At 34.0% G+C, this 20,242-nt stretch carries 19 protein-coding genes; 4 read left to right on the forward strand and 15 right to left on the reverse strand.

Annotated features, from left to right (window positions below):
• From ACHRWY_RS17905 to ACHRWY_RS17930, 6 genes are all read right to left on the reverse strand, one after another.
• The coding region (locus ACHRWY_RS17905; RefSeq protein WP_395356505.1) for an Imm26 family immunity protein at positions 1–238 on the reverse strand (238 nt) is incomplete at its 3' end.
• 12 nt (positions 239–250) lie between these two features.
• On the reverse strand, positions 251–709 hold the full coding sequence (locus ACHRWY_RS17910; protein ID WP_395356507.1) for an Imm26 family immunity protein: 459 nt from the start codon (positions 707–709) through the stop codon (positions 251–253).
• A gap of 429 nt (positions 710–1,138) precedes the next feature.
• Positions 1,139–1,870, reverse strand: coding sequence for a hypothetical protein (locus ACHRWY_RS17915; protein WP_395356509.1), 732 nt, complete (start codon positions 1,868–1,870; stop codon positions 1,139–1,141).
• A gap of 460 nt (positions 1,871–2,330) precedes the next feature.
• The gene (gene fumC, locus ACHRWY_RS17920) at positions 2,331–3,716 is read right to left on the reverse strand and encodes a class II fumarate hydratase (protein WP_395356510.1); all 1,386 of its coding nucleotides are present in this window, start codon (positions 3,714–3,716) and stop codon (positions 2,331–2,333) included.
• Between the two features lie 656 nt (positions 3,717–4,372).
• The gene (locus ACHRWY_RS17925; protein ID WP_395356511.1) at positions 4,373–6,823 is read right to left on the reverse strand and encodes a TonB-dependent receptor domain-containing protein; all 2,451 of its coding nucleotides are present in this window, start codon (positions 6,821–6,823) and stop codon (positions 4,373–4,375) included.
• Positions 6,824–6,918: 95 nt separating this feature from the next.
• Positions 6,919–7,263 carry an arsenate reductase family protein gene (locus ACHRWY_RS17930; RefSeq protein ID WP_395356512.1) on the reverse strand — a complete coding sequence of 115 codons (345 nt, stop codon included), beginning with the start codon at positions 7,261–7,263 and terminating at the stop codon, positions 6,919–6,921.
• A gap of 113 nt (positions 7,264–7,376) precedes the next feature.
• On the opposite strand from ACHRWY_RS17930, the gene ACHRWY_RS17935 reads away from it, so the two are divergent.
• Together ACHRWY_RS17935 and ACHRWY_RS17940 are read left to right on the forward strand one after the other, a co-directional pair.
• Positions 7,377–8,309: a lysostaphin resistance A-like protein gene (locus ACHRWY_RS17935; protein ID WP_395356513.1), complete on the forward strand. Its 933-nt coding sequence runs from the start codon at positions 7,377–7,379 to the stop codon at positions 8,307–8,309.
• Between the two features lie 7 nt (positions 8,310–8,316).
• Positions 8,317–9,357 carry an AMP-binding protein gene (locus ACHRWY_RS17940; protein ID WP_395356515.1) on the forward strand — a complete coding sequence of 347 codons (1,041 nt, stop codon included), beginning with the start codon at positions 8,317–8,319 and terminating at the stop codon, positions 9,355–9,357.
• 72 nt (positions 9,358–9,429) lie between these two features.
• Here ACHRWY_RS17940 and ACHRWY_RS17945 read toward each other — a convergent pair whose 3' ends face one another.
• From ACHRWY_RS17945 to ACHRWY_RS17955, 3 genes are all read right to left on the reverse strand, one after another.
• The gene (locus ACHRWY_RS17945; RefSeq protein WP_395356516.1) at positions 9,430–10,650 is read right to left on the reverse strand and encodes an RsmB/NOP family class I SAM-dependent RNA methyltransferase; all 1,221 of its coding nucleotides are present in this window, start codon (positions 10,648–10,650) and stop codon (positions 9,430–9,432) included.
• A 145-nt stretch (positions 10,651–10,795) separates the two neighbouring features.
• Positions 10,796–12,769 carry a KUP/HAK/KT family potassium transporter gene (locus tag ACHRWY_RS17950; protein WP_395356518.1) on the reverse strand — a complete coding sequence of 658 codons (1,974 nt, stop codon included), beginning with the start codon at positions 12,767–12,769 and terminating at the stop codon, positions 10,796–10,798.
• A 134-nt stretch (positions 12,770–12,903) separates the two neighbouring features.
• Positions 12,904–14,139 carry a hypothetical protein gene (locus tag ACHRWY_RS17955; protein ID WP_395356519.1) on the reverse strand — a complete coding sequence of 412 codons (1,236 nt, stop codon included), beginning with the start codon at positions 14,137–14,139 and terminating at the stop codon, positions 12,904–12,906.
• Positions 14,140–14,376: 237 nt separating this feature from the next.
• On the opposite strand from ACHRWY_RS17955, the gene ACHRWY_RS17960 reads away from it, so the two are divergent.
• A complete protein-coding gene (locus ACHRWY_RS17960) occupies positions 14,377–15,438 on the forward strand; it encodes an oxidoreductase (protein ID WP_395356520.1) in 1,062 nt (353 codons plus the stop codon).
• Positions 15,439–15,508: 70 nt separating this feature from the next.
• Here the strand turns inward: ACHRWY_RS17960 and ACHRWY_RS17965 are convergent, their stop codons facing one another.
• Genes ACHRWY_RS17965 through ACHRWY_RS17980 form a run of 4 tightly spaced genes read right to left on the reverse strand, consistent with a single transcriptional unit; the run spans position 15,509 to position 18,208 of the window.
• Complete coding sequence (locus ACHRWY_RS17965; RefSeq protein WP_395356522.1) at positions 15,509–15,967, reverse strand: sensor of ECF-type sigma factor; 459 nt, start codon at positions 15,965–15,967, stop codon at positions 15,509–15,511.
• A 13-nt stretch (positions 15,968–15,980) separates the two neighbouring features.
• On the reverse strand, positions 15,981–16,397 hold the full coding sequence (locus ACHRWY_RS17970; RefSeq protein ID WP_395356523.1) for a hypothetical protein: 417 nt from the start codon (positions 16,395–16,397) through the stop codon (positions 15,981–15,983).
• Positions 16,398–16,430: 33 nt separating this feature from the next.
• Complete coding sequence (locus ACHRWY_RS17975) at positions 16,431–16,973, reverse strand: RNA polymerase sigma factor (protein ID WP_395356524.1); 543 nt, start codon at positions 16,971–16,973, stop codon at positions 16,431–16,433.
• A gap of 59 nt (positions 16,974–17,032) precedes the next feature.
• The gene (locus ACHRWY_RS17980) at positions 17,033–18,208 is read right to left on the reverse strand and encodes a transcriptional regulator (RefSeq protein WP_395356526.1); all 1,176 of its coding nucleotides are present in this window, start codon (positions 18,206–18,208) and stop codon (positions 17,033–17,035) included.
• A 459-nt stretch (positions 18,209–18,667) separates the two neighbouring features.
• On the opposite strand from ACHRWY_RS17980, the gene ACHRWY_RS17985 reads away from it, so the two are divergent.
• Positions 18,668–19,048 (forward strand): nucleoside triphosphate pyrophosphohydrolase family protein, encoded by a 381-nt coding sequence (locus ACHRWY_RS17985; protein ID WP_055096002.1) that lies wholly within the window; start codon positions 18,668–18,670, stop codon positions 19,046–19,048.
• A gap of 146 nt (positions 19,049–19,194) precedes the next feature.
• On the opposite strand, the gene ACHRWY_RS17990 is transcribed toward ACHRWY_RS17985, so the two are convergent.
• Positions 19,195–19,551 (reverse strand): DUF4406 domain-containing protein, encoded by a 357-nt coding sequence (locus ACHRWY_RS17990; protein ID WP_395356527.1) that lies wholly within the window; start codon positions 19,549–19,551, stop codon positions 19,195–19,197.
• A 68-nt stretch (positions 19,552–19,619) separates the two neighbouring features.
• On the reverse strand, positions 19,620–20,198 hold the full coding sequence (locus ACHRWY_RS17995) for a Crp/Fnr family transcriptional regulator (RefSeq protein WP_395356529.1): 579 nt from the start codon (positions 20,196–20,198) through the stop codon (positions 19,620–19,622).
• Positions 20,199–20,242 lie beyond the last annotated feature (44 nt).

Here is a 20,242-nt window from a genome sequence, read left to right on the forward strand (position 1 = left end):
TTCCAATTAATGGCCATAATCCTTTTTCAATTGAAGTCCTCAAAGCGAATGCATCAAGTACAATTGGATACTTTTTAATTTCTTCTAATGATAAAATTTGGTTCCTTGACGTAACTGCCAAAATAGCTATATCCGGATCGTGATACATTCTTACATAACCATATCGCTGGTTTAAAGTGTCTAATGGTACGGCATATACGTCTCCAATTTTTACCTGATGTTTTCTTTTCTTGGTCATTTTTTATTTTTTTTATTTTTCGATATGATGATATAGCGTTGGGTTTAGGTTAATTTCTTCGATAAGATGCTCATCAGTTAATTTTTTATATTCAGGTAAATTGTCATATTCACCAAATTTTTCTTCAGATATAAAATGTCCCTTGTAGACAACCATTCTAACATCGGGTCGTATTTTTGAAACTTGTTTGCGAGGGCCAGGCCATTCTTCTTCTTCATTTTCAAAGGGAATATTTCCAATTAATGGCCATAATCCTTTTTCAATTGAAGTCCTCAAAGCGAATGCATCAAGTACAATTGGATACTTTTTAATTTCTTCTAATGATAAAATTTGGTTCCTTGACGTAACTGCCAAAATAGCGATATTAGGATCACGATACATTCGTACATAACCATATCGAAGGTTTAAAGTGTCTAATGGTACAGCATATACGTCTCCAATTTTTACCTGATGTTTTCTTTTTTTTGCCATTTTTTTATTTTAAATCATTGAAAGTTTTACTATTCTAAAAAAAAATGAACTTCATAGTTGTGTAATCAATTAAACTGTGAAGTTTATTAGTTTGAAATTTATTCAGATTAAAATACCTTCTTGGACAATCACAAAAAATGATTTGCCTTCAATATAAGTTTCATCCCCGAATGAAGCTTTTGTTTTTATCAAGTGGTTCAGATTCAATTAATTTTTCATAATTTTTATCTTCATTTTTGATTGCTGACTGTATCCGTTTAACTTCTTTATTTTCGGCTTCTTATTTGGTTGAGAGCCCACAGAAGGGACACTCAACCATAATAAAAATTTAACTTTTTTCCTTATAACGAAGTCTTCTTCTTTCATTACGTAATAAAAAAAGTTCGTTGACGGTATTTACATTTTACAACTTGTACATTTATCATGTCTTTAAGATGCTTTTTGTGTCAGATGTAAAAATGGATTTGCTTTATGGTCTAAATTTTCAATAAAACGATGTATCGCAGTTTTTGATGCTTCAATTGTATATTGAAATTCAGAATCAAAGAAAAAATCACGACAGATTATAGCTTCATTTGATGAATCGTAGATAGCTTCATCTGTTTCGTCCAGATTTGTATAATTGTATGTACAAGGGTATAGACGGCTTAATTCTGTAGTGACGTTGCTGAACCATTTATCAAAGATGCTTTTCTTTGGGGTAATATGGCGTGCCAGCAATACCAGTCCCACAAGTTCATTTTGCAAATAGAACGATCCTTTGCGATATCGTATGTCGATCATTCTCACATTCATCAGCGCAACCCATAGTGGTCCGTTTATATGGCCAGAAGCCGGAATTTCAAAATCGAGATCAAACACTAAAGGATCTGTTTGCTCCGGATTTTCGATAGAACACCAAAGTGCTTCAATACGTTTTTCTGTATCGTTTACACTTGTGGTATATCCTGTAAATCGCCAGTAAATCCATTCGAGTAATGCTGCTGTAAGCCCCACAGAAGCTTTATGGTTAATGCCTGACAATATAGTTTCTAATTCTTCATTTCCTTCTAAAGGATCTAAGATTAAATTCATTTTTTTTCTGGTCCATTTAAAGTCAATTGGATGCCCGATATTTTTTGCATTTAAAATGATTTGTGGTACATTTTTTAAACTTTTCATAATTATTAAGGTTAGTATTTGTAATCTTCTTTTAAGCTAATTGTTCTAAAATTTGACACTTTATTTAAATAGACAAATGTATATGGAGACTTGTTTTTTTTGTGTCACTAAACGTTTTTAAAGTAACAGAATAAGCTATTTTTTAAAGGTATACTGTTGATAATCAATATAATAAGAAAATTACTACAAATGATGATTCACCTGGTTTTGTTATAATGGGAAACGACATTAAATTTTAAAGTGCTGTTTTTTAGGTGTTTATTTTTATCGATTGGGTTTAGAACTTGTTTCAGGTTTCAAAATCGGAATCTTAGATTCCGATTTTGAAACCTGAAACCTGAAACCTGAAACCTGAAACCTGAAACCTGAAACCTGAAACCTGAAACCTGAAACCTGAAACCTGAAACCTGAAACCTGAAACCTGAAACCTGAAACCTGAAACCTGAAACCTGAAACCCGTTTACACCATTTCCTCCGGTTTTACCCAGGCATCAAAATCTTCCGGAGTTACATATCCTAAACGAACGGCTTCTTCTTTTAGGGTTGTTCCGTTTTTGTGAGCGGTTTGAGCGATTTCGGCTGCTTTATAATAGCCAATTTTAGTATTTAAAGCTGTTACTAGCATCAATGAATTGTCTACTAATTCTTTGATACGTTTGTAGTTTGGTTCAATTCCCTGGGCACAGTGCTCGTCGAATGAAACACAGGCATCACCAATTAAACGGGCCGATTGTAGAAAATTGGCTGCCATAACCGGTTTAAAAACGTTCAGTTCATAATGTCCCTGCATTCCGCCCACAGCAATGGCCATGTCGTTTCCTATAACCTGTGCACAAACCATTGTTAATGCTTCACATTGCGTTGGATTTACTTTCCCCGGCATGATAGACGACCCCGGTTCGTTCTCAGGAATATGAATTTCCCCAATTCCGGAACGAGGACCCGATGCCAGCATTCTGATATCGTTTGCTATTTTGTTTAAAGAAACAGCCAATTGTTTTAATGCACCATGCGTTTCAACAATAGCATCATGTGCTGCCAGTGCTTCAAATTTATTTTCGGCAGTAACAAAGGGATGGTTGGTAAATTTGGCAATATATTCGGCAACTTTTACGTCGTATCCTTTTGGAGTGTTCAATCCGGTCCCCACTGCTGTTCCGCCTAAAGCGATTTCAGATAAATGAGCCAGGGTGTTTTTTAATGCTTTTAATCCAAAAGATAATTGAGCAGCGTATCCTGAAATTTCCTGTCCTAATGTTAAAGGGGTTGCATCCATAAGATGTGTACGTCCAATTTTTACAACGGTTGCAAATTCAGCTGCTTTTTTTACCAAAGTTGCATGAAGTTTTTCAACTCCCGGAATGGTAGTTTCGAGGACCATTTTGTAAGCTGCAATATGCATTCCGGTGGGAAAGGTATCATTTGATGATTGAGATTTATTAACATCATCATTTGCTTTTATAAATTGTTCCCCTTCACCAATTTCGAATCCTTTCAAAACTTGTGCGCGATTAGCAATAACTTCATTGACGTTCATGTTGCTTTGTGTTCCGGAACCTGTTTGCCAGATAACGAGCGGAAATTGATCGTCTAATTTTCCTTCTAATATTTCATCGCAAACAGCTGCGATTGCATCTCTTTTTTCTATTGGTAAAACGCCTAAATCATAATTTGCATAGGCTGCAGCTTTTTTTAGATAGGCAAAACCTTCAATGATTTCCTGTGGCATAGAAGCCGAAGCTCCGATTTTGAAGTTGTTTCTTGAACGTTCTGTTTGGGCACCCCAATATTTATCGGCCGGGACCTGAACTTCGCCCATGGTGTCTTTTTCTATACGGTATTTCATTTTGTTTGTAAAATAGGTTGTTTATAAAAATGCATTTAAACTAAACTTCTTTTGAAAACGGTTTCCCCATCCCTGATGGAAACGGCATCTTTTTGTGGTGGGCTCCACCATAAAAGATACAGTGTACAGCAGGAAATAACTCCTGAAAATACTTATGTTCTTGTATTTGAACTTCTTCTGTTTAAATGGGGCAACGGCAAAGAAAAACAGCTTATTTAAAATGAGTATAAATATACGTATAAAAGTTATTTCATGAAAATTGATTTCGATTTTATTGCTAACGAAAAATATAAAACTTACATTTGTCCTTACATTCAAAAATTCCGGAAAACATGTTTGAATTTTCACAGTACTTAGGTTTTTTACTTTTCTTGACCATACTAACTATAGGGTTTTGGTTGATGTTTTTCTTAGTTGGTTTCGTATCTTACTGGGTTACGGGAGCTAGCTGGGAATTGTTCAAAGAGAAAAGAGCAAAGAAAAGACAAGAACAATCAGTTAAATATTAATTAATTGATTTCGATAAAAAAGGACCCGTGAAAACGAGTCCTTTTTTTTATTGCAAAAAAATCCAAATCCCAATTTTATAAATGTACTGATAAATGACATTTATAAAATTGGGATTCGGATTTTTTTAATTTGGATTTTAACCTATGTTATCCGGGAAACTCTCCTCCGCCATCGCCTCCGCCATCATTTTTAGGTGCTGCATTCTTGTCTCTTTCACCTTTTGCTTTGTTGAAACGGTAAGTAAATGATAAATTGAATTGACGTTTACGAAATTGCATTTCGCCGTATGATGTTTGGTTTTCAAGATAAGTATACGACTTCATGATTCTGGAATTGAAAACGTCACTAATATTGAATGCAATGGTAGCTTTGTCTTTTAAAACATCTTTGCTTAAAGCAGTATTCATACCAAACTGACCTAAGTTCTTACCTTGTGCCGTTTTTTGTTCTCCATTATACATGGCGGTTAATTGCCAGTCGATTTTGTATGGTAAAGTAACTTTTGAGTTGATTCTTGCAAACCATGAATTTGCTTGATTGTCAAGGTTTTGTACTACTAAATCACCATTTGCATCTGTATAACTGTTTTCTCCGGTTGTTTTTACATTGTAAAGATTGAAGTTACTGTTTACTTTCCACCATTTGAAAGGGGTATAATTTATGGTAAATTCAAAACCAAATTTTTGTTCTTTTCCTAAGTTAATAGGTCGGCTTAAAATAACAGGAATACCGTTTACATTATCACCTGTAGGAGATCTCACAAAGCTGAAGACATCTTTAGTATCTTCAAAATAAGCTGAGGTATTAAAGGTTACTTTATCCCAACGTTTGATGTATCCGATATCGTATTTATCTGTTAAAGAGGGGTCTAAGTCAGGGTTTCCCTGAAAGATGTTAATGTTGCTGGAGTAATTTACCGCCGGATTCATGAAACGCCCTCTTGGTCTTGATAAACGCTTGCTATAACTTGCTGTAAAATTACTCTGATCTGAAATTTCATAACTAATAAATGCACTTGGAAATAAGTTGTTGTACTTTTTAGTATTGAAATCTTTTGTGTCTAATAAGTTTACCTGAATGTTGGTGTCTTCCCAACGTAAGCCAAATAAATAAGAGAACTTATTTACTTTAAAGCCGTATTGCGTGTATAACGCATTAATGTTTTCTTTGTATTCCAGAGTATTGGATAAACTGGGGATTGTTGCGCCTTGGTCATCAAGGACGTAATATCTGTTGTTTAAATCACCAAAACTTCCTTTGTACCCGGCTTCAAACTGACTTCCTTTGCCTAATGGTAAAACATAATCAGCCTGTACTTGTACTTGTTTCTGAACCTGATTGTTTAGTGTATTGTTAAAACTGTCAGAACCTGTAATAAGGCTGTTGCTGTCGTCTGTATTTCTTGAAACCGATAAATCAGCAGTTAATTTGTGACCTTTATCGTTGAAATTCTTGATTAAATTTGAGGTATACTCCACATTTTCGCTTCCGGTATCTCCGTTGTTTAAACGATAAGTAGAACCTGTGTAAGCGTGGGCAGCATCAAAATTATTGTAGTTAATTAAATCCCTGGTGTCACCTGTACTTTTTTGATAGTTAATTGCGTTAGTCCAAAAAGTATTGGGGGCAACAGTCCACTCTATACCGGCTCTTCCGTTAAATCCGTCTGAAGTCCTTTTTGTGTCACGGTCTTCGTCAAGGAAATTTTTAGTCGTACCATCAGCATTAAAATACTGAGAATTGGTTAAACCGGCTCCTTCACTTGTTCTGTGGTTGTATCCTGCAGTGGTGAAATAGTTGAATTTCTCTGTTTTATAGTTCAGGTTTGCGCTTAAACCATACGTTTCAGGAAGTCCTGTAGAGGCAATGAAAGTTCCGTTTAAACCCTGATTTTTTCCTTTTTTAAGAATGATGTTGATGATTCCTGAACCTCCTTCGGCGTCATAACGTGCAGAGGGGTTTGTAATTACTTCTACTTTATCAATAGCATCGGCAGGAAGCTGGCGTAAGGCTTCAGCAACATTTATAGCATTTGAAGGTCTTCCGTCGATTAAGATTCTGATGTTATCACTTCCTCTTAAACTTACATTTCCTTCGGTATCAACAGAAACAGAAGGTACATTGTCTAAAACGTCACTTACTGTTCCGCCTTTTACCATCATATCCTGCCCAACATTGTATACTTTTTTGTCCAGTTTTATTTCTACGGTCGATTTTTCGGCACGAATCACAACTTCATTTAATTGTGCAGCATCTTCAGATAGGTTTACAACTCCTAAATTAGTATCGCCCTGAATTTTTCTTCCTTTGATTTCAGTTGGTTTAAACGAAATAAATTCAACTTTAATGTCATAAGTTCCCGGAGCAACGGCTACGTCAAATTCACCTTTTGGATTAGTGATCCCGCCTGCAATGACTTTAGTGTCATTTGGGGCAGTAATTGAAATAGTGGCATATTCAAGAGGTTGTTTGCTTATTTTTTCGAAAACTTTCCCTGTAACTTTTACTTTATTTTGGGCCGGTGGTCCTTGTTGTGCATAGTTGTAAAAACCCGTAAATAAAAGTACAAGTAATACAGCAAATTTGATTTTTTTCATTGTTTATTTTGGTTTCAATTGCTCTTTAGACGGCAAATTTAGCTTTTGGTTTAAAGAGGTTACTCACAAAATAATGTTAATTTGATACTTTATAATCAGTCTAAAAAAGAGGCAACCAAATCGATATCACGCCCAATAATTGCCTGTCCGTTTTTTACGACAATGGGACGCTCAATCAAAATAGGATGATCTGCCATAGCCTGAATAATTTGTTCGTTATTCAATGTTTTTCCTTTGAAATTGTCAATCCATATTTTTTCCTTAATTCGCACTAATTGAATAGGCTGCAGGTTTAGCTTTTCAAGCAAAACTTTTAGTTCATCAAAACTTGGGGTTGCTGTTAGGTATTGAATAATCTCATATTCCTGTTTCGATTGTTCTATAAATGCCAGACAGGTTCTTGATTTTCCACAACGCGGATTATGATAAATTTGTATCATTCTGATTATATTTAAAAAGTTGTAAGATAATTGAGCTGAAAATTAGGTATTTTAGCAAGACCAAAAATAAGCTTTACTTATTAAAACAAATTCTCATTTTAAAATTATTATGTATGTTTTTAGAACAAGGAATCAAACCTCAGAATAAATTCTGGTTGTATCTTTTAGGATCAGTACTGATTATCATCGCTTCTTTTATTGGTCAAATTCCTTTTTCAGTTGCAGTGCTCTATAAAAGTTATAGTGCTAAAGAAGCTTTTCCAACAGATAATGCTGCTATAATGAAGATATTTGAACCAAATCTTACTTTGTTTTTGGTCATGATTTCGTTTGCATTTGCCTTTGCCGGAATTTATTTTGTGGTGAAGTATCTGCATCATCAAACCATCTTATCCGTTACGACATCCAGAAAGAAAATAGATTGGAGCCGTATTTTGTTTTCATTTTTTTTATGGTCTTTATTTTCTGTTTTAAGTTTTTGGGTAGTGTATTTAAAATCTCCTGAAAATTTTGTGTGGAATTTTAAATTAGTTCCTTTTTTGATTTTGGTTTTTGTGGGATCGATACTGATACCTGTACAAACCAGTACCGAAGAATATGTTTTTAGAGGATATTTGATGCAGGGATTTGCTAATTTGGCCCAAAACAGGTGGTTTCCTTTAATGATGACCTCACTTATATTTGGCTCGATGCATGTTTTTAATCCGGAAGTAGCAAAAATGGGGTATATCATCATGGTGTATTATATAGGAACCGGTCTGTTTTTAGGGATTATAACGCTGATGGATGAAGGCATGGAACTGGCTCTGGGTTTTCATGCCGCAAATAACCTGATAGGTGCTTTACTGGTCACTTCAGATTGGTCTGTTTTTCAAACGCATTCTGTTTTTAAAGATATGTCAGAACCATCTGCCGGTTTTGATGTCATTTTGCCTATAGTCGTAATTTATCCTATTTTGCTTTTTATCTTTAGTAAAAAATACAACTGGAGTAATTGGAAAGAAAAATTAGCAGGTAAAATAAATGTTGTAGAATCTTCAAATTAATAAATTCATGTCAAAATTAACACATAAAAATGTCCATAATTATTTTAAGTTAAATGGTTATCATTTAAGCGGAAAAGATTTATGTCAGGTAGGATATAGCTATATCAAGGAAGGAGATGTTTACGAAAGGGCAATCGGAGAGTTTTTACTGGATTGGTTCGATGATAAGGAATATATCGAAATGACAACTTCCGGTACGACGGGACTTCCTAAAGTAGTTCGGTTAGAAAAGCAAGCCATGATTCAGTCTGCATTAGCAACTGGAGATTTCTTTGGTTTAGAACCGGGCAACAGGGCTTTATTGTGTTTGCCAACGCAATTTATAGCAGGTAAAATGATGCTTGTCCGAAGCCTGATTTTAGGCTTGGATATTGATGTCGTATCGCCAAGTACAGCACCGCTTTTGTATAATAAAACGCAATATGATTTTGTAGCTATGGTTCCTGTACAGGTTCAGAACTCTATCGAAAAGCTTATAAATATCAAAAAACTAATTATCGGGGGAGCTAAAATAGACAGTGCTCTCGAAGAAAAACTTTTGCCCTTAAAAACTGAAATTTACGAAACGTATGGTATGACGGAAACCATTACTCATATCGCTGCAAAAAGAGTGGGAGAGAAGGCTTTTTCGATTTTGCCGAATGTAAAAATTTCAAAAGATGATCGGGATTGTTTGGTTATTAATTTGGCTTCTGTGTCTGATGAACCAATTGTAACGAACGATTTGGTCGAATTGATAAATGATAACCAGTTTATTTTTCTGGGAAGAATTGATAATGTGATTAATAGTGGAGGGGTAAAGCTTATTCCGGAACAAATAGAAGCAAAATTGATTGATAAAATCAGTAACCGGTTTTTTGTAACCGGGGTTCCGGACACTGTTTTAGGAGAAAAACTGATTTTAGTTATCGAAGGAGAAAAGCGGGAATTTGCTCCTGATTTTTTTGATGTTTTAGGAAAATACGAAAAACCAAAGGAAATTGTTTTTGTTCCGAAATTCAAAGAAAACGAAAACGGAAAATTATTGCGTAAGCCGAGCTTAGTTTAGGAAAAGCCGAAAAATAAAAATTCCAAATTCCAAAGGTAAAATTGGAATTTGGAATTTTAAAAAATTTGGAATTTAAATCGATTCTTTACGTTCTAATAACGCCATATAAAATCCATCAAAACCTGACTCTGAAGCCAGGATCTTACGATCTTTTATAAAAGTAAATTGCTTTCCGATTTCAGTTTTCAGGAACTTCTCTACTTGTTCCTGATTTTCTGATGGTAAAACGGAACATGTAGCATACACTAATTTTCCGCCTGGTTTTACAATTTTAGAATAACTTTCTAAAACTTCTGCCTGAACTTTACGGATGTTATCAATAAATTCCGGTTTTAATTTCCATTTTGCATCAGGATTTCTTTTTAAAACCCCTAAACCGCTACAAGGTGCATCAATTAAAACACGATCTGCTTTTTCGTGCAGTTTTTTGATCACTTTTGTGGTGTCAATAATACGATATTCAATATTAAAAGCACCATTTCTTTTTGCTCTTAATTTTAATTGTTTTAGTTTGCTTTCATACAAATCCATTGCAATCAATTGTCCTTTGTTTTCCATTAAAGAGGCAATGTGCAAAGTTTTTCCTCCGGCACCGGCGCAAGTATCTACTACACGCATTCCTGGTTTTACATCTAGGAAACCAGCAACCAATTGTGAATTTGCGTCCTGCACTTCAAAAAGGCCTTGTTTAAAAGCGTCTGTTAAAAACACATTGGCTCTTTCTTTTAGCACCAAAGCTTCCGGCTGATCTTTTAAATATTCTGTTTCGATATTTAAATCCATCAAAGTGTTTCTCAGGCTTTCCTTGGTTCCTTTAAGTGTATTAGTTCTTAAAATAACTTTAGCAGGCTGGTTTTGGGCTGCAATTTCTGTAGACCAGACTTTTTCGCCTAATTCTTTTACACCCAATTCATCCATCCAGTCCGGAATAGATTCTTTTAAGGCTCTAATTTTAGAAAGTTCATCAAAACGTCCTTTTATTTTTCTTTCAGGAGTTCCTTCCAATTGTCTCCAGTCCGGAATTGGATATCCTCTTAAAACAGCCCAAACGGCAAACATTCTCCATAAATTATCTCTGTCGAAAGGCTCTTTTACTTCGGCAATTTCTGCATATAATCGTTTCCAACGAACAATTTCGTATATCGTTTCAGCAACAAACTTCCTGTCAGAACTTCCCCAACGTTTGTCTTTTTTTAAGGCTCTAGCTACCACTTTGTCTGCATATTCTCCTTCATTGAAAATGGCATTTAAGGAATCGATGGTAGTATAAACTAAATTTCTGTGTAATCTCATTTTTATTATTTGAGTTGCAAAGGTACTATTAATTGATTGAAAGTTAAATTTTTAATTAGGATTGTTATTTTAACTTCTTTTAAAAGAAAAAAAAACACTCTAATAAAATTTAAAAGAGTGTTTTGAGATGTATTGTAGAAATGATTTATTTCGTGATTCGGGTCAGTCCGATGTTTTCCGGAGCATGAAGCACCATTGGGAATTTTTCAATTTTTACCGAGCTGCTGTCTAAACCAAATGCTCTTTCTTCGGATAAACTTAGTTTCTTGATGAAGAAATAAGAATTCATGATAATATTTTCGTGCCATCTTAAATCATTATCATTAGATAGGAATTTTTCAGACAATACGAATTTGAAATCACCAATAATATTGTTTTTGTTCAATGATTCGTAACGGCTCGTAATATCAACTTCACCACGTTTTACCATGTCACGAATTACTTCTCTAAACATTAAATTGATTTTGGTAGGTTCTCTGAATCCTAAATTAAAATCGATTCTGTAAATATCGTCTTTCGCAATCTCGGTAACTTTATATTGTGTTTTATAAGGTTCAGTAAGAATGTTAACGTGTACAAACCAATAGATGTCAGCTCTTTTTGGACGTTTTTGCAAGATAGAGTAAATTACTTTTTCTTCTAATTCATCAACGCGATTTGCATTGGTCATATAAACCAAGTGTGTTGCGTATTTAGGAATCGATAAGTCTTCACTCAATTCCATGAGCACTTTCTTATAATCGTCAATTTTGATGATTTTAGTATAGCTTTTATTGATTTTCTTAGCCAGGTACCAAATTGTCATTATGGAGATCAGTAAAGCCGCAATAATTAACGTTACATAACCACCTTCGGCAAATTTGGTAATATTTGCAATTAAGAAACTAAATTCGATTAACAAATAAGTGGTTATAAGTGGAACCATCAAATACAGTTTTACTCTTTTCATTATCAAATAATAATTAAGTAAAATAGTAGTCATGATCATACATAAAATAATGGCAAGACCATAGGCATGCTCCATATTTCCTGATTTTTCAAAATGTAAAACGATACCAACACAACCAAAAAACAACAACCAGTTTATAGATGGAATGTATAATTGTCCTTTTACTTCTGTAGGATATTTGATTTTTACTTTTGGCCAGAAATTCAATCGCATTGCCTCATTTATCAAAGTAAAAGACCCACTAATAAGGGCTTGAGACGCAATTACGGCTGCTAAAGTTGCTACTACAATTCCGAAAGGAAGAAACCAGTGTGGCATGATGAGGTAAAAAGGATTTCCGTTTTCTCCGCCTAATTGTTGTAGTGTACTTCCTTCGTGATGAATTAAGTAAGCAGCCTGACCAAAGTAGTTTAATACTAAGGTTGTTTTTACAAAAATCCAGCTGATCCTAATGTTTTTTCTACCACAGTGTCCCATGTCAGAGTATAACGCTTCGGCACCTGTAGTACACAAAAATACAAACCCCAATACAAAGAATCCGTCAGGATGAATAGATAATAAATGATACGCGTAATATGGATTTACCGCTTTTATAACTTCGGGATGGGTCATTATCTGAATAGCCCCTAAAGTTCCCAACATGGCAAACCAGATTAGCATCATGGGAGCGAAAAATTTCCCAACTAGCTTGGTTCCAAATTGTTGTATGGTAAATAAAACGAATAGAATTCCAATAACAATATAAACAATGGTCTCGGTTTCCATAGTAGGATAAAACGCCCTGATCCCTTCTACTGCAGATGAAATTGAAATGGGAGGTGTTATAATCCCATCGGCTAACAAAGCACTTCCTCCAATAATAGCAGGTACAATGAGCCATTGAATTTTAGTTTTTTTAACCAGGGCATATAAGGCAAAAATACCGCCTTCGCCATGATTATCAGCACTTAAGGTAATAAGAACATATTTGATGGTAGTTTGTAAAGTCAAAGTCCAAAAAACACAGGAAATCCCACCTAAAACAATATCAGAATTTATGGCATACTCACCAAGAATGGCTTTCATTACATATAACGGAGAAGTTCCTATATCTCCATAAATAATTCCCAATGTTATCAATAAACCCCCTATAGACAACTTACTATGTAAGTTTTTATGCGATGCGCTCATGTATGTTTTTATAAAAGACGGTTGCAAATTTACTGTTTTAAAACAAATTAGCGTCAATTATAATTAAAAAGATAAAAAAAAGCACAATCGTTAAATTGTGCTTTAAATTTTTATTGATAGTTATGATTTTAATATTAGCCTCTTCTGCCTCCATTGCCTCTTGAACCAGAGCTGCTTTCTCTTTGTGGCTGGCTGCTTCTTGATTCCTGACTTGCTCGGGGCGATTCAGAACGTTGTGTGTTTTGTGATCTCGAAGTGTTTGCTCTGCTTTCTGAACCCCCTCTGTTTTCAGAGTAATTTCGGGGTGCTTCTGTTCTTTGATTTGCAGAATTTCTGTTGGTATTCATGTTACCTTGCGAATTTCCTCTTGAAACATTGGCATTATTTTGACCGTAATCTCTTCTGTTTTCTGTTCTGGGAGTATTATCTACTCGTACCGGATTATTTACTGTAGCCGAATTGTCTCTGCTTGTAGCTGTTGTACGATTTGTATTATAATCCCTATTTGGATTAGTTCTGTTTTCAGAATAATTTCTATCGGGAGTTCTATTTTCATTTGTAGAAACTCTTCCTGAATTTTGTCTGTTTATATTGTAAGTATTTGAAGTTCTTCCTGCATCTCTGCTGGCAATACGTCTTTGGTCTAAATCATATCTGTTGCTTACATTAGAGTGTCTCTGAGCAAAACTGTAGTCAGGACGTCTGCTTTCATAACCGTAAGTACGTCTTGATTCGTATAAAACCGGAGCTCTGTAACTTCTTCTTGTACTTACATAGTTATAATGATTGTTTACATTGATGCAAACATTGATATTGTTTCTGTATCTGTAAACAGGATATGGATTCCAGGCTGTGTAATAAGTAGGGTAGTAATTCCATCCCCAGGTAGAATAGTAAGGTCTGTAATTCGTTACCCAGAATGAAGAATAAATTACCGGAACTACACTATAAACAGGCTCGTAAATATAGTTGGCACCATATAAATAGCTGTTACCCACTACTTGTACACTTACTTTGTTGTAATTGTCTCTTTCAATATCAATTGTGGCAACGTCCTGATAAACATCACGATCCAGAACCGCCTGAATAATTACAACGTGGGTTCTGTTTTCAACAGACTCAATTACGCGCAGGTAATCCACCTCGTCATCACCATTTAAGTCAAGATTTGATATTTGATATTTAGGATCGTTTAGACGTCTTTCAAAATCCTGTAAGTTAGAAGATTCTCCAAACATAGAGGCAACCGCTCTAAGATCTAAGTTGTCGCTTATGTCAGAGTTTTTTGCGTAAACGGTAGTTTGACTTTGTACAGAACAAGAACCAAAAACTACGGCTGCAAACGCTATTAGAAGTAATTTAGTTTTCATGATAAAATCATATTAAAGATTAATGTTGTGAGATATCCAATTACTGTGCCACAAATTATATTTGTAGTTTTGTGTTATGTAAGATTTACGTTTTCAGGTATTTAGGTTTCGGGTTGCTAATTTTGATATTGATTATATAAAATAGAGCCCTAAAAATTATTACTTCTCAAAAAAAATAAAACTTATTTGAGATGTTGTAAATAATTGTATTTTAGCATCAAACAAATTTTAATTTATATGAGAAAAGTAGTTTTGTTTTTGGGTGTTTTTATTTTATTTATGTCTTTTAAAACGTTGAATTATAATGATAAAAAGGCATTTTTTAGTGGTTTTACATCAATACAAATCGATACTTTATTTCAGGATAAAATTAGTATTAGAGCGATCTCAATTGATAAAAATAAAATTTGGTACGGGGCTGATAATTCTCGCTTTGGCTATTATGATTTAGATAAAAAAGAAAAATTTGAAGATCATATTTATCGCGATACCTTAAAATTAGAATTTAGAAGCATTGCTCAGAATTCTCAAAATGTATTTCTTTTAAGCGTAGGAAATCCTGCACTTTTGTATTCTGTTTCTAAAAAAACACAAAAAGTTAAATTAGTTTACAAAGAAGTAAATGAGAAGGTTTTTTATGACAGCATGCAATTTTGGAATGATAAGGAAGGAATTGCAATTGGTGATCCTACTGAAGATACTTTTTCTATAATCGTTACACGAGACGGGGGAGAAAACTGGACAAAATTATTATCTGATAAACTGCCTACAAACTCCACAGGCGAAGCTGCTTTTGCAGCCAGTAATACCAATATTGTTATTAAAGGAAATGATACCTGGTTAGTGTCCGGAGGAAAAAAAGCACGTGTTTTTTATTCTCCTGATAAAGGAAAAACATGGAAAGTGGTTGAAACTCCTATTGTTCAGGGGAATACAATGACGGGTATTTTTACAGCGGATTTTTACGATAATAAACACGGGTTTATTGCGGGTGGTAATTATGAACTGCCAAACAAAAAATCAGATAATAAAGCTTTTACCACAGATGGAGGAAACACCTGGAAATTAATAGGCCAGGATATGGGATTTGGATACGCGTCATGTGTTCAGTATGTTCCGGGAGGAAATGGCAGAGAAATTATTTGTGTGGGTTCTGAAGGGATTCAGTATTCTCAAAATGGTGGTGAAAACTGGACACAATTATCAACGGATTCAAAACTTTTTACAATTCGTTTTGTTAACAGAAATACCGCTATAGCTGCTGGTCATAATAAAGTAATCCGAATTCGCTTTAAATAACAAGAACCCTAAATAATAAAGTAAGTATTATTATATAGGGTTCCTGCCGCTGTTGTTCTGTAAATTTATTTTAGTCTTTTCCTGCTTTATCGCGATATTGCTGCAATAATTTACGACTAAAATCGTCTTCTGATTTTTTAAGTTTCAGTATTTTTTTTGGTGAAAGTATCTTCTTTAAATTGGTCATATACTTATCACGTAAAAGGTATAATTCTTTATCTGTACTTTCCATTTGAGAAAGAAGTGCAGTAGCATCTTTTTCTGACATGGAACTGATGTTGTCATCATCCAGTTTGTGCATATACGTTTTCATTTTCAAATGTCTTAATTCGAATTGTTTGTCGTCATAAGCATTGTAAACTGGCCAGAATTTTTCAGCTTCTGTAGGTGTCAGTTCAAGCTCAGTGGTTAAAAATGAAACTTTGTAAGCTTTTATTTTTTCGCGTTTTTCATCATTTTTGCCACCTTGTGCATAAAATGAAAAACTCACCAGAAACAAAATTATCGGAAGTATGTTTTTGATTTTCATCTTTTAAGTTATTTTATTCTGAAATTAAGTGTTCAATATTTGGATTGCTTGCTAAAATGTCCTCAAGGGTTTCATTTTCGATGGCAACATTTTTGCTTAGCTGCTGAATGTCTTTCGTATCTAAATTCTGGATCAGATCGTCTTGATTTAAATTCGACTGATAAGATAAATAGGTTTCCAGAGTGTCTTCATCAAAATCTTTAGAAGCAGCGTTATAATTGCTTACTATTGGAATCGTAAAGGCAAGAACAACTACTGCAGCGGCAACGATAGATAATACTTTTTTACGTTTGTAAATCGGAATGACCTTTACTTCTTTTTTTTCGTTTATCTGTTGTAGAACTTTTGTCGAAAAATCATCAAAATAGTGTTCCGGAGTTTTAAATCCGGTTGTTATTTTTGGCTCGTTTTCTAGTTTAAATGCTTTCATAATGTCTATAAGATATATTTTATAACAAAAGGTTTAATTTGATGTAACATATATTTCAATTTTTTTTACCGCATGATGATAAGATGCTTTTAAAGCACCAACTGAAGTTCCCAGAATCTCAGCAATTTCTTCATATTTTAATTCCTGAAAGTATTTCATTTTAAAGACTAATTGTTGTTTTTCCGGTAATGTCACGATTGCTCTTTGTAATTTTATCTGGATTTCATCACCGTCAAAATAAGTATCGGCTTTTAAATTATCGATCGTTTTATTTTGTAAGGCCTCAGATGATATTCCGTTTAATTTTGCTTTTTGATTAAGAAAAGTCAAAGCTTCATTAGTTGCAATTCTGTACATCCAGGAAAAAAGTTTACTTTCTCCTTTAAAATTTTTTAAATACTGAAAGACCTTGATGAAAGTATTTTGCAATACATCATCAGCATCATCATGGTTCAGAACAATGTTTCGAATATGAGAATATAAGGGTTTTTGATAGTCGGACAAGAGTTTTTGAAACGCCGTATTTTGCGTTTGAGGATTTAATAACTGTTGTATAAATTCCTTCTCCTCTGTCAAATTTCCCTATTTATCTTGTTAGAATGAATTTTATGTAAAAGGTTTAATCAGTTCTTGTTTTAGAATTCTGATTGCTCTTCCTCTGTAGTTTTTTGGGTTGGCTTAGGTGCTGGTTTTGGGGTTGGTTTTGGTGTTGTTTTTGGAGCTTCTGCAGGCTGCGATGCATCAGTTTCGGCTGCTGGTTTATAAACAGGCTCTTTTGCAACCGGAATTACTTTGGGTTTTGTCGGGAAATAAATTTCTGTCATTAACTTCGAAGGACTTTTAACGTCTAATTTGTTAATTGCTAAAATCTCCAGGTGAGACCAGCTTAAATCCGGGGTAATTTTTTCTTTGTTTATAAAAGCTGTTGTTTTGGCAATGGCTTCATTGATATGGGTGTAGTCTCCTTTTAAAGTTGTTTTAACTGCTTCGAAACCGTTTAGGGTTCCGCCCGAAATATCACTTCCTGAAGTGGTCATGATTTCTTTATTGGCAGGCAAACAGATCGAAATTTTGGCTAATCCGGTTGTGGTGTCGTAAGTGTGATAAATTATAAAAGGTTTTCCATTGGTGTCTAATCCATTATTTTTGCTAAACTCAATAAGTTTTGGAATTACAATTTTTGCATTTTTAGCTATTTTCGAAATTTCGCTTGTAAAGGTTTGTTTAATGTAAGGAGTTTCAGTTTTCTTGACCAGGCCATTTACCTGAACGGCATAAGTTTTAGTTTCGTAATCTAAATTTTTGTCAATATTAGCAAGGCTTTTTTCGTAGATAGTTCCAATAACTTTATCCGATCCGCCGTTTAAAGCAGTATAGACTTTAAACAAAAAACTCATGGTTCCGGATGCTTTCCAGGTTACTTTTGTTTTTCCTGCAAGAGTGTCTTTAAACGTCCAGTTTACATCCGCTTCTGTTCCGTTATATTTTATTTTTTGATGAATACTTTCTCCATCTTTCGTTTTTAATGTAATAGCATTTCCGTTTCCTTTGGCTCCGGCCCAATAAAATGAAGCACCGTTGCCAATGGTTTTGTTTGGGAATGTCATTTTTATGGACGGATCTTCGACAGACCAGGATTCAAAATCTTCATAATTTCTAAAATCATTTACATAGTTGTATACTGTCGCTTTAGGTGAATTAATCACTTTGCTTCTTTCAATAGAGAAAATTCCTTTTTGAGTAGCAACAAAAACAGTAAGAGCAACTAAGCTTAATAATAATAAAAGGAATAAATATTTTAGAATCTTCATTGTAGTAGGATGTTTAATGTCGTAAAGTTATAAATTTTATTACTAGCCCCACTAACAACGCAGGAATAAAAGTAGGCTTTAAAAAATATTTGGATCAAAAAAGCTTCAGTATAAAACGTTTTTGAAGAAGTTAAATTATAAACTTCAGAAAAATATTTTATTTCTAAATATAGAAATAAAATTCCGGAATTATCTTTTAAAGAAAAATTTGATCACAAATAAGATAGCAATAAAAAGCAGGAATACAATTAGTACTTTGTAATTGTCTTTATAGAAAATTTTGTGCAATGCAAGATCTTTTCGATAAGCAAATATCATTACGATTACAAATGCAATAAAAAAACAGAGAGCGAATATTAATTGTCCTTGACTAAACATAGTTGAAATTATTTTTGGCAAATTTAGAGAATTGTACACGAATTGTTGCTAATTTGGCTTTTCATTTAATCAAATAATATCATGAAGAAACAACTTGATGCGGTTACTGAATTTCATACTGCTTTTAAAATAGGTCATAGTCAGACGCCAATTGCTGATTTGGGTGAAACTAAAAAAATACTTCGTTACAATTTAATGAAGGAAGAAAACGAAGAATATCTGGAAGCAGTTCAGAATAATGATTTAGTAGAGATTGCAGATGCTCTTGGTGATATGATGTATATTTTATGCGGAACCATTATCGAGCATGGTTTACAGGATAAAATTGAAGCTGTTTTTGATGAAATCCAACGTAGTAATATGAGTAAATTAGGCGAAGACGGACAACCAATTTACAGAGAAGACGGAAAAGTAATGAAAGGTCCTAATTATTTTAAACCTGATTTTTCTAAACTTTTATAAATAAATTGCTAAGCACATAGAGACATCGTTTTTGAATACATTTAAATCGATGTCTTTATGTGTTAAATATTTTATGCTATAATTTCAAGAATAAATTGCAAAACACCTAATAGATCGTAAAACCTATTAGGTGTTTTTGTTTTGCATTATTCTGCATCTGGAATATCTTCTAAACGATAGTAGATTTTCAGTCCTCTTTCCGTTGCAATGCGAACATCATTGTCAGCTCCTTTTGATTCGCCTTCGAGACGAAGGACGGCATCACATTTTTCAAGAAGACGATGGGCGACAGGGTATTGAATTTCGTCCCAGGCACTATCGCCAATATGTTTCGATCCTGCTAAATGAAGTAGTGGTAAAGCGAGCCATTCCCCAATTACAGGCAGATGTCCCATTCTGAATAAAGGAAGCGCTACAGCTTCTAATTTTTCTAAATTTTGTTGGATTAATTTGGGGTCATCATTTGTCCCGCCACGATAAGGTCCTGCAATAAGTATAAGCATGTCTGTTTCTTTTTTACAAAGCACGTGAAGATATTACAGTAAAAAAATAATGTAGTTTAAGAAAACGCTTATTTATTTTTATGAGCTCGTATCATGCTTAAGAACTCCGGTGTGATTCCTAAGTACGAGGCTATTTGTTTTTGGGTAACTTGTTTGGCGACTTGCGGATACTTCTCTAAAAAAATGTAATAGCGCTGTTCTGCTGAGAGTGAAAGATTCTGAATGACTCTTAACTGTTCTCTTATGTAAGCGTTTTGCATAATAATCCTGAAAAAGCGCTCGAATTTCGGGATTTTAAGATATAGATCATCCAGATCTTGTTTATGTAAATGAAATATAGAACTTTCTTCGATGGTTTCAATATTGAGCATTGCAGGTTGTTGATTGATGAAACAGGCCATATCTGTAATCCACCAGTCTGAAATGGCAAACATAATAGTAGATTCTTTTCCTTGCGGATCCCGGTAAAATGCTCTTAAAGTTCCGGACTGCACAAAGTTTATGGTTCGGCAAATTTCCCCTTCTTTTAAAATGATGTTTTTTTTGGCGTATTTTTTTTCTTTTAAAATCGAAAGAAAATAAGAGGTTTCGTTTTCATCAAGCGAAATATGTTTGGCTATGTTTTTTAAAACCAGATTTTCCATCATTTTTTGTAATTAAAAAACAAATATAAAATAGAAAACCCAACAAC

It is taken from the genome of Flavobacterium sp. FlaQc-48, assembly GCF_044007335.1.
In the GTDB taxonomy this organism is placed as follows: domain Bacteria; phylum Bacteroidota; class Bacteroidia; order Flavobacteriales; family Flavobacteriaceae; genus Flavobacterium.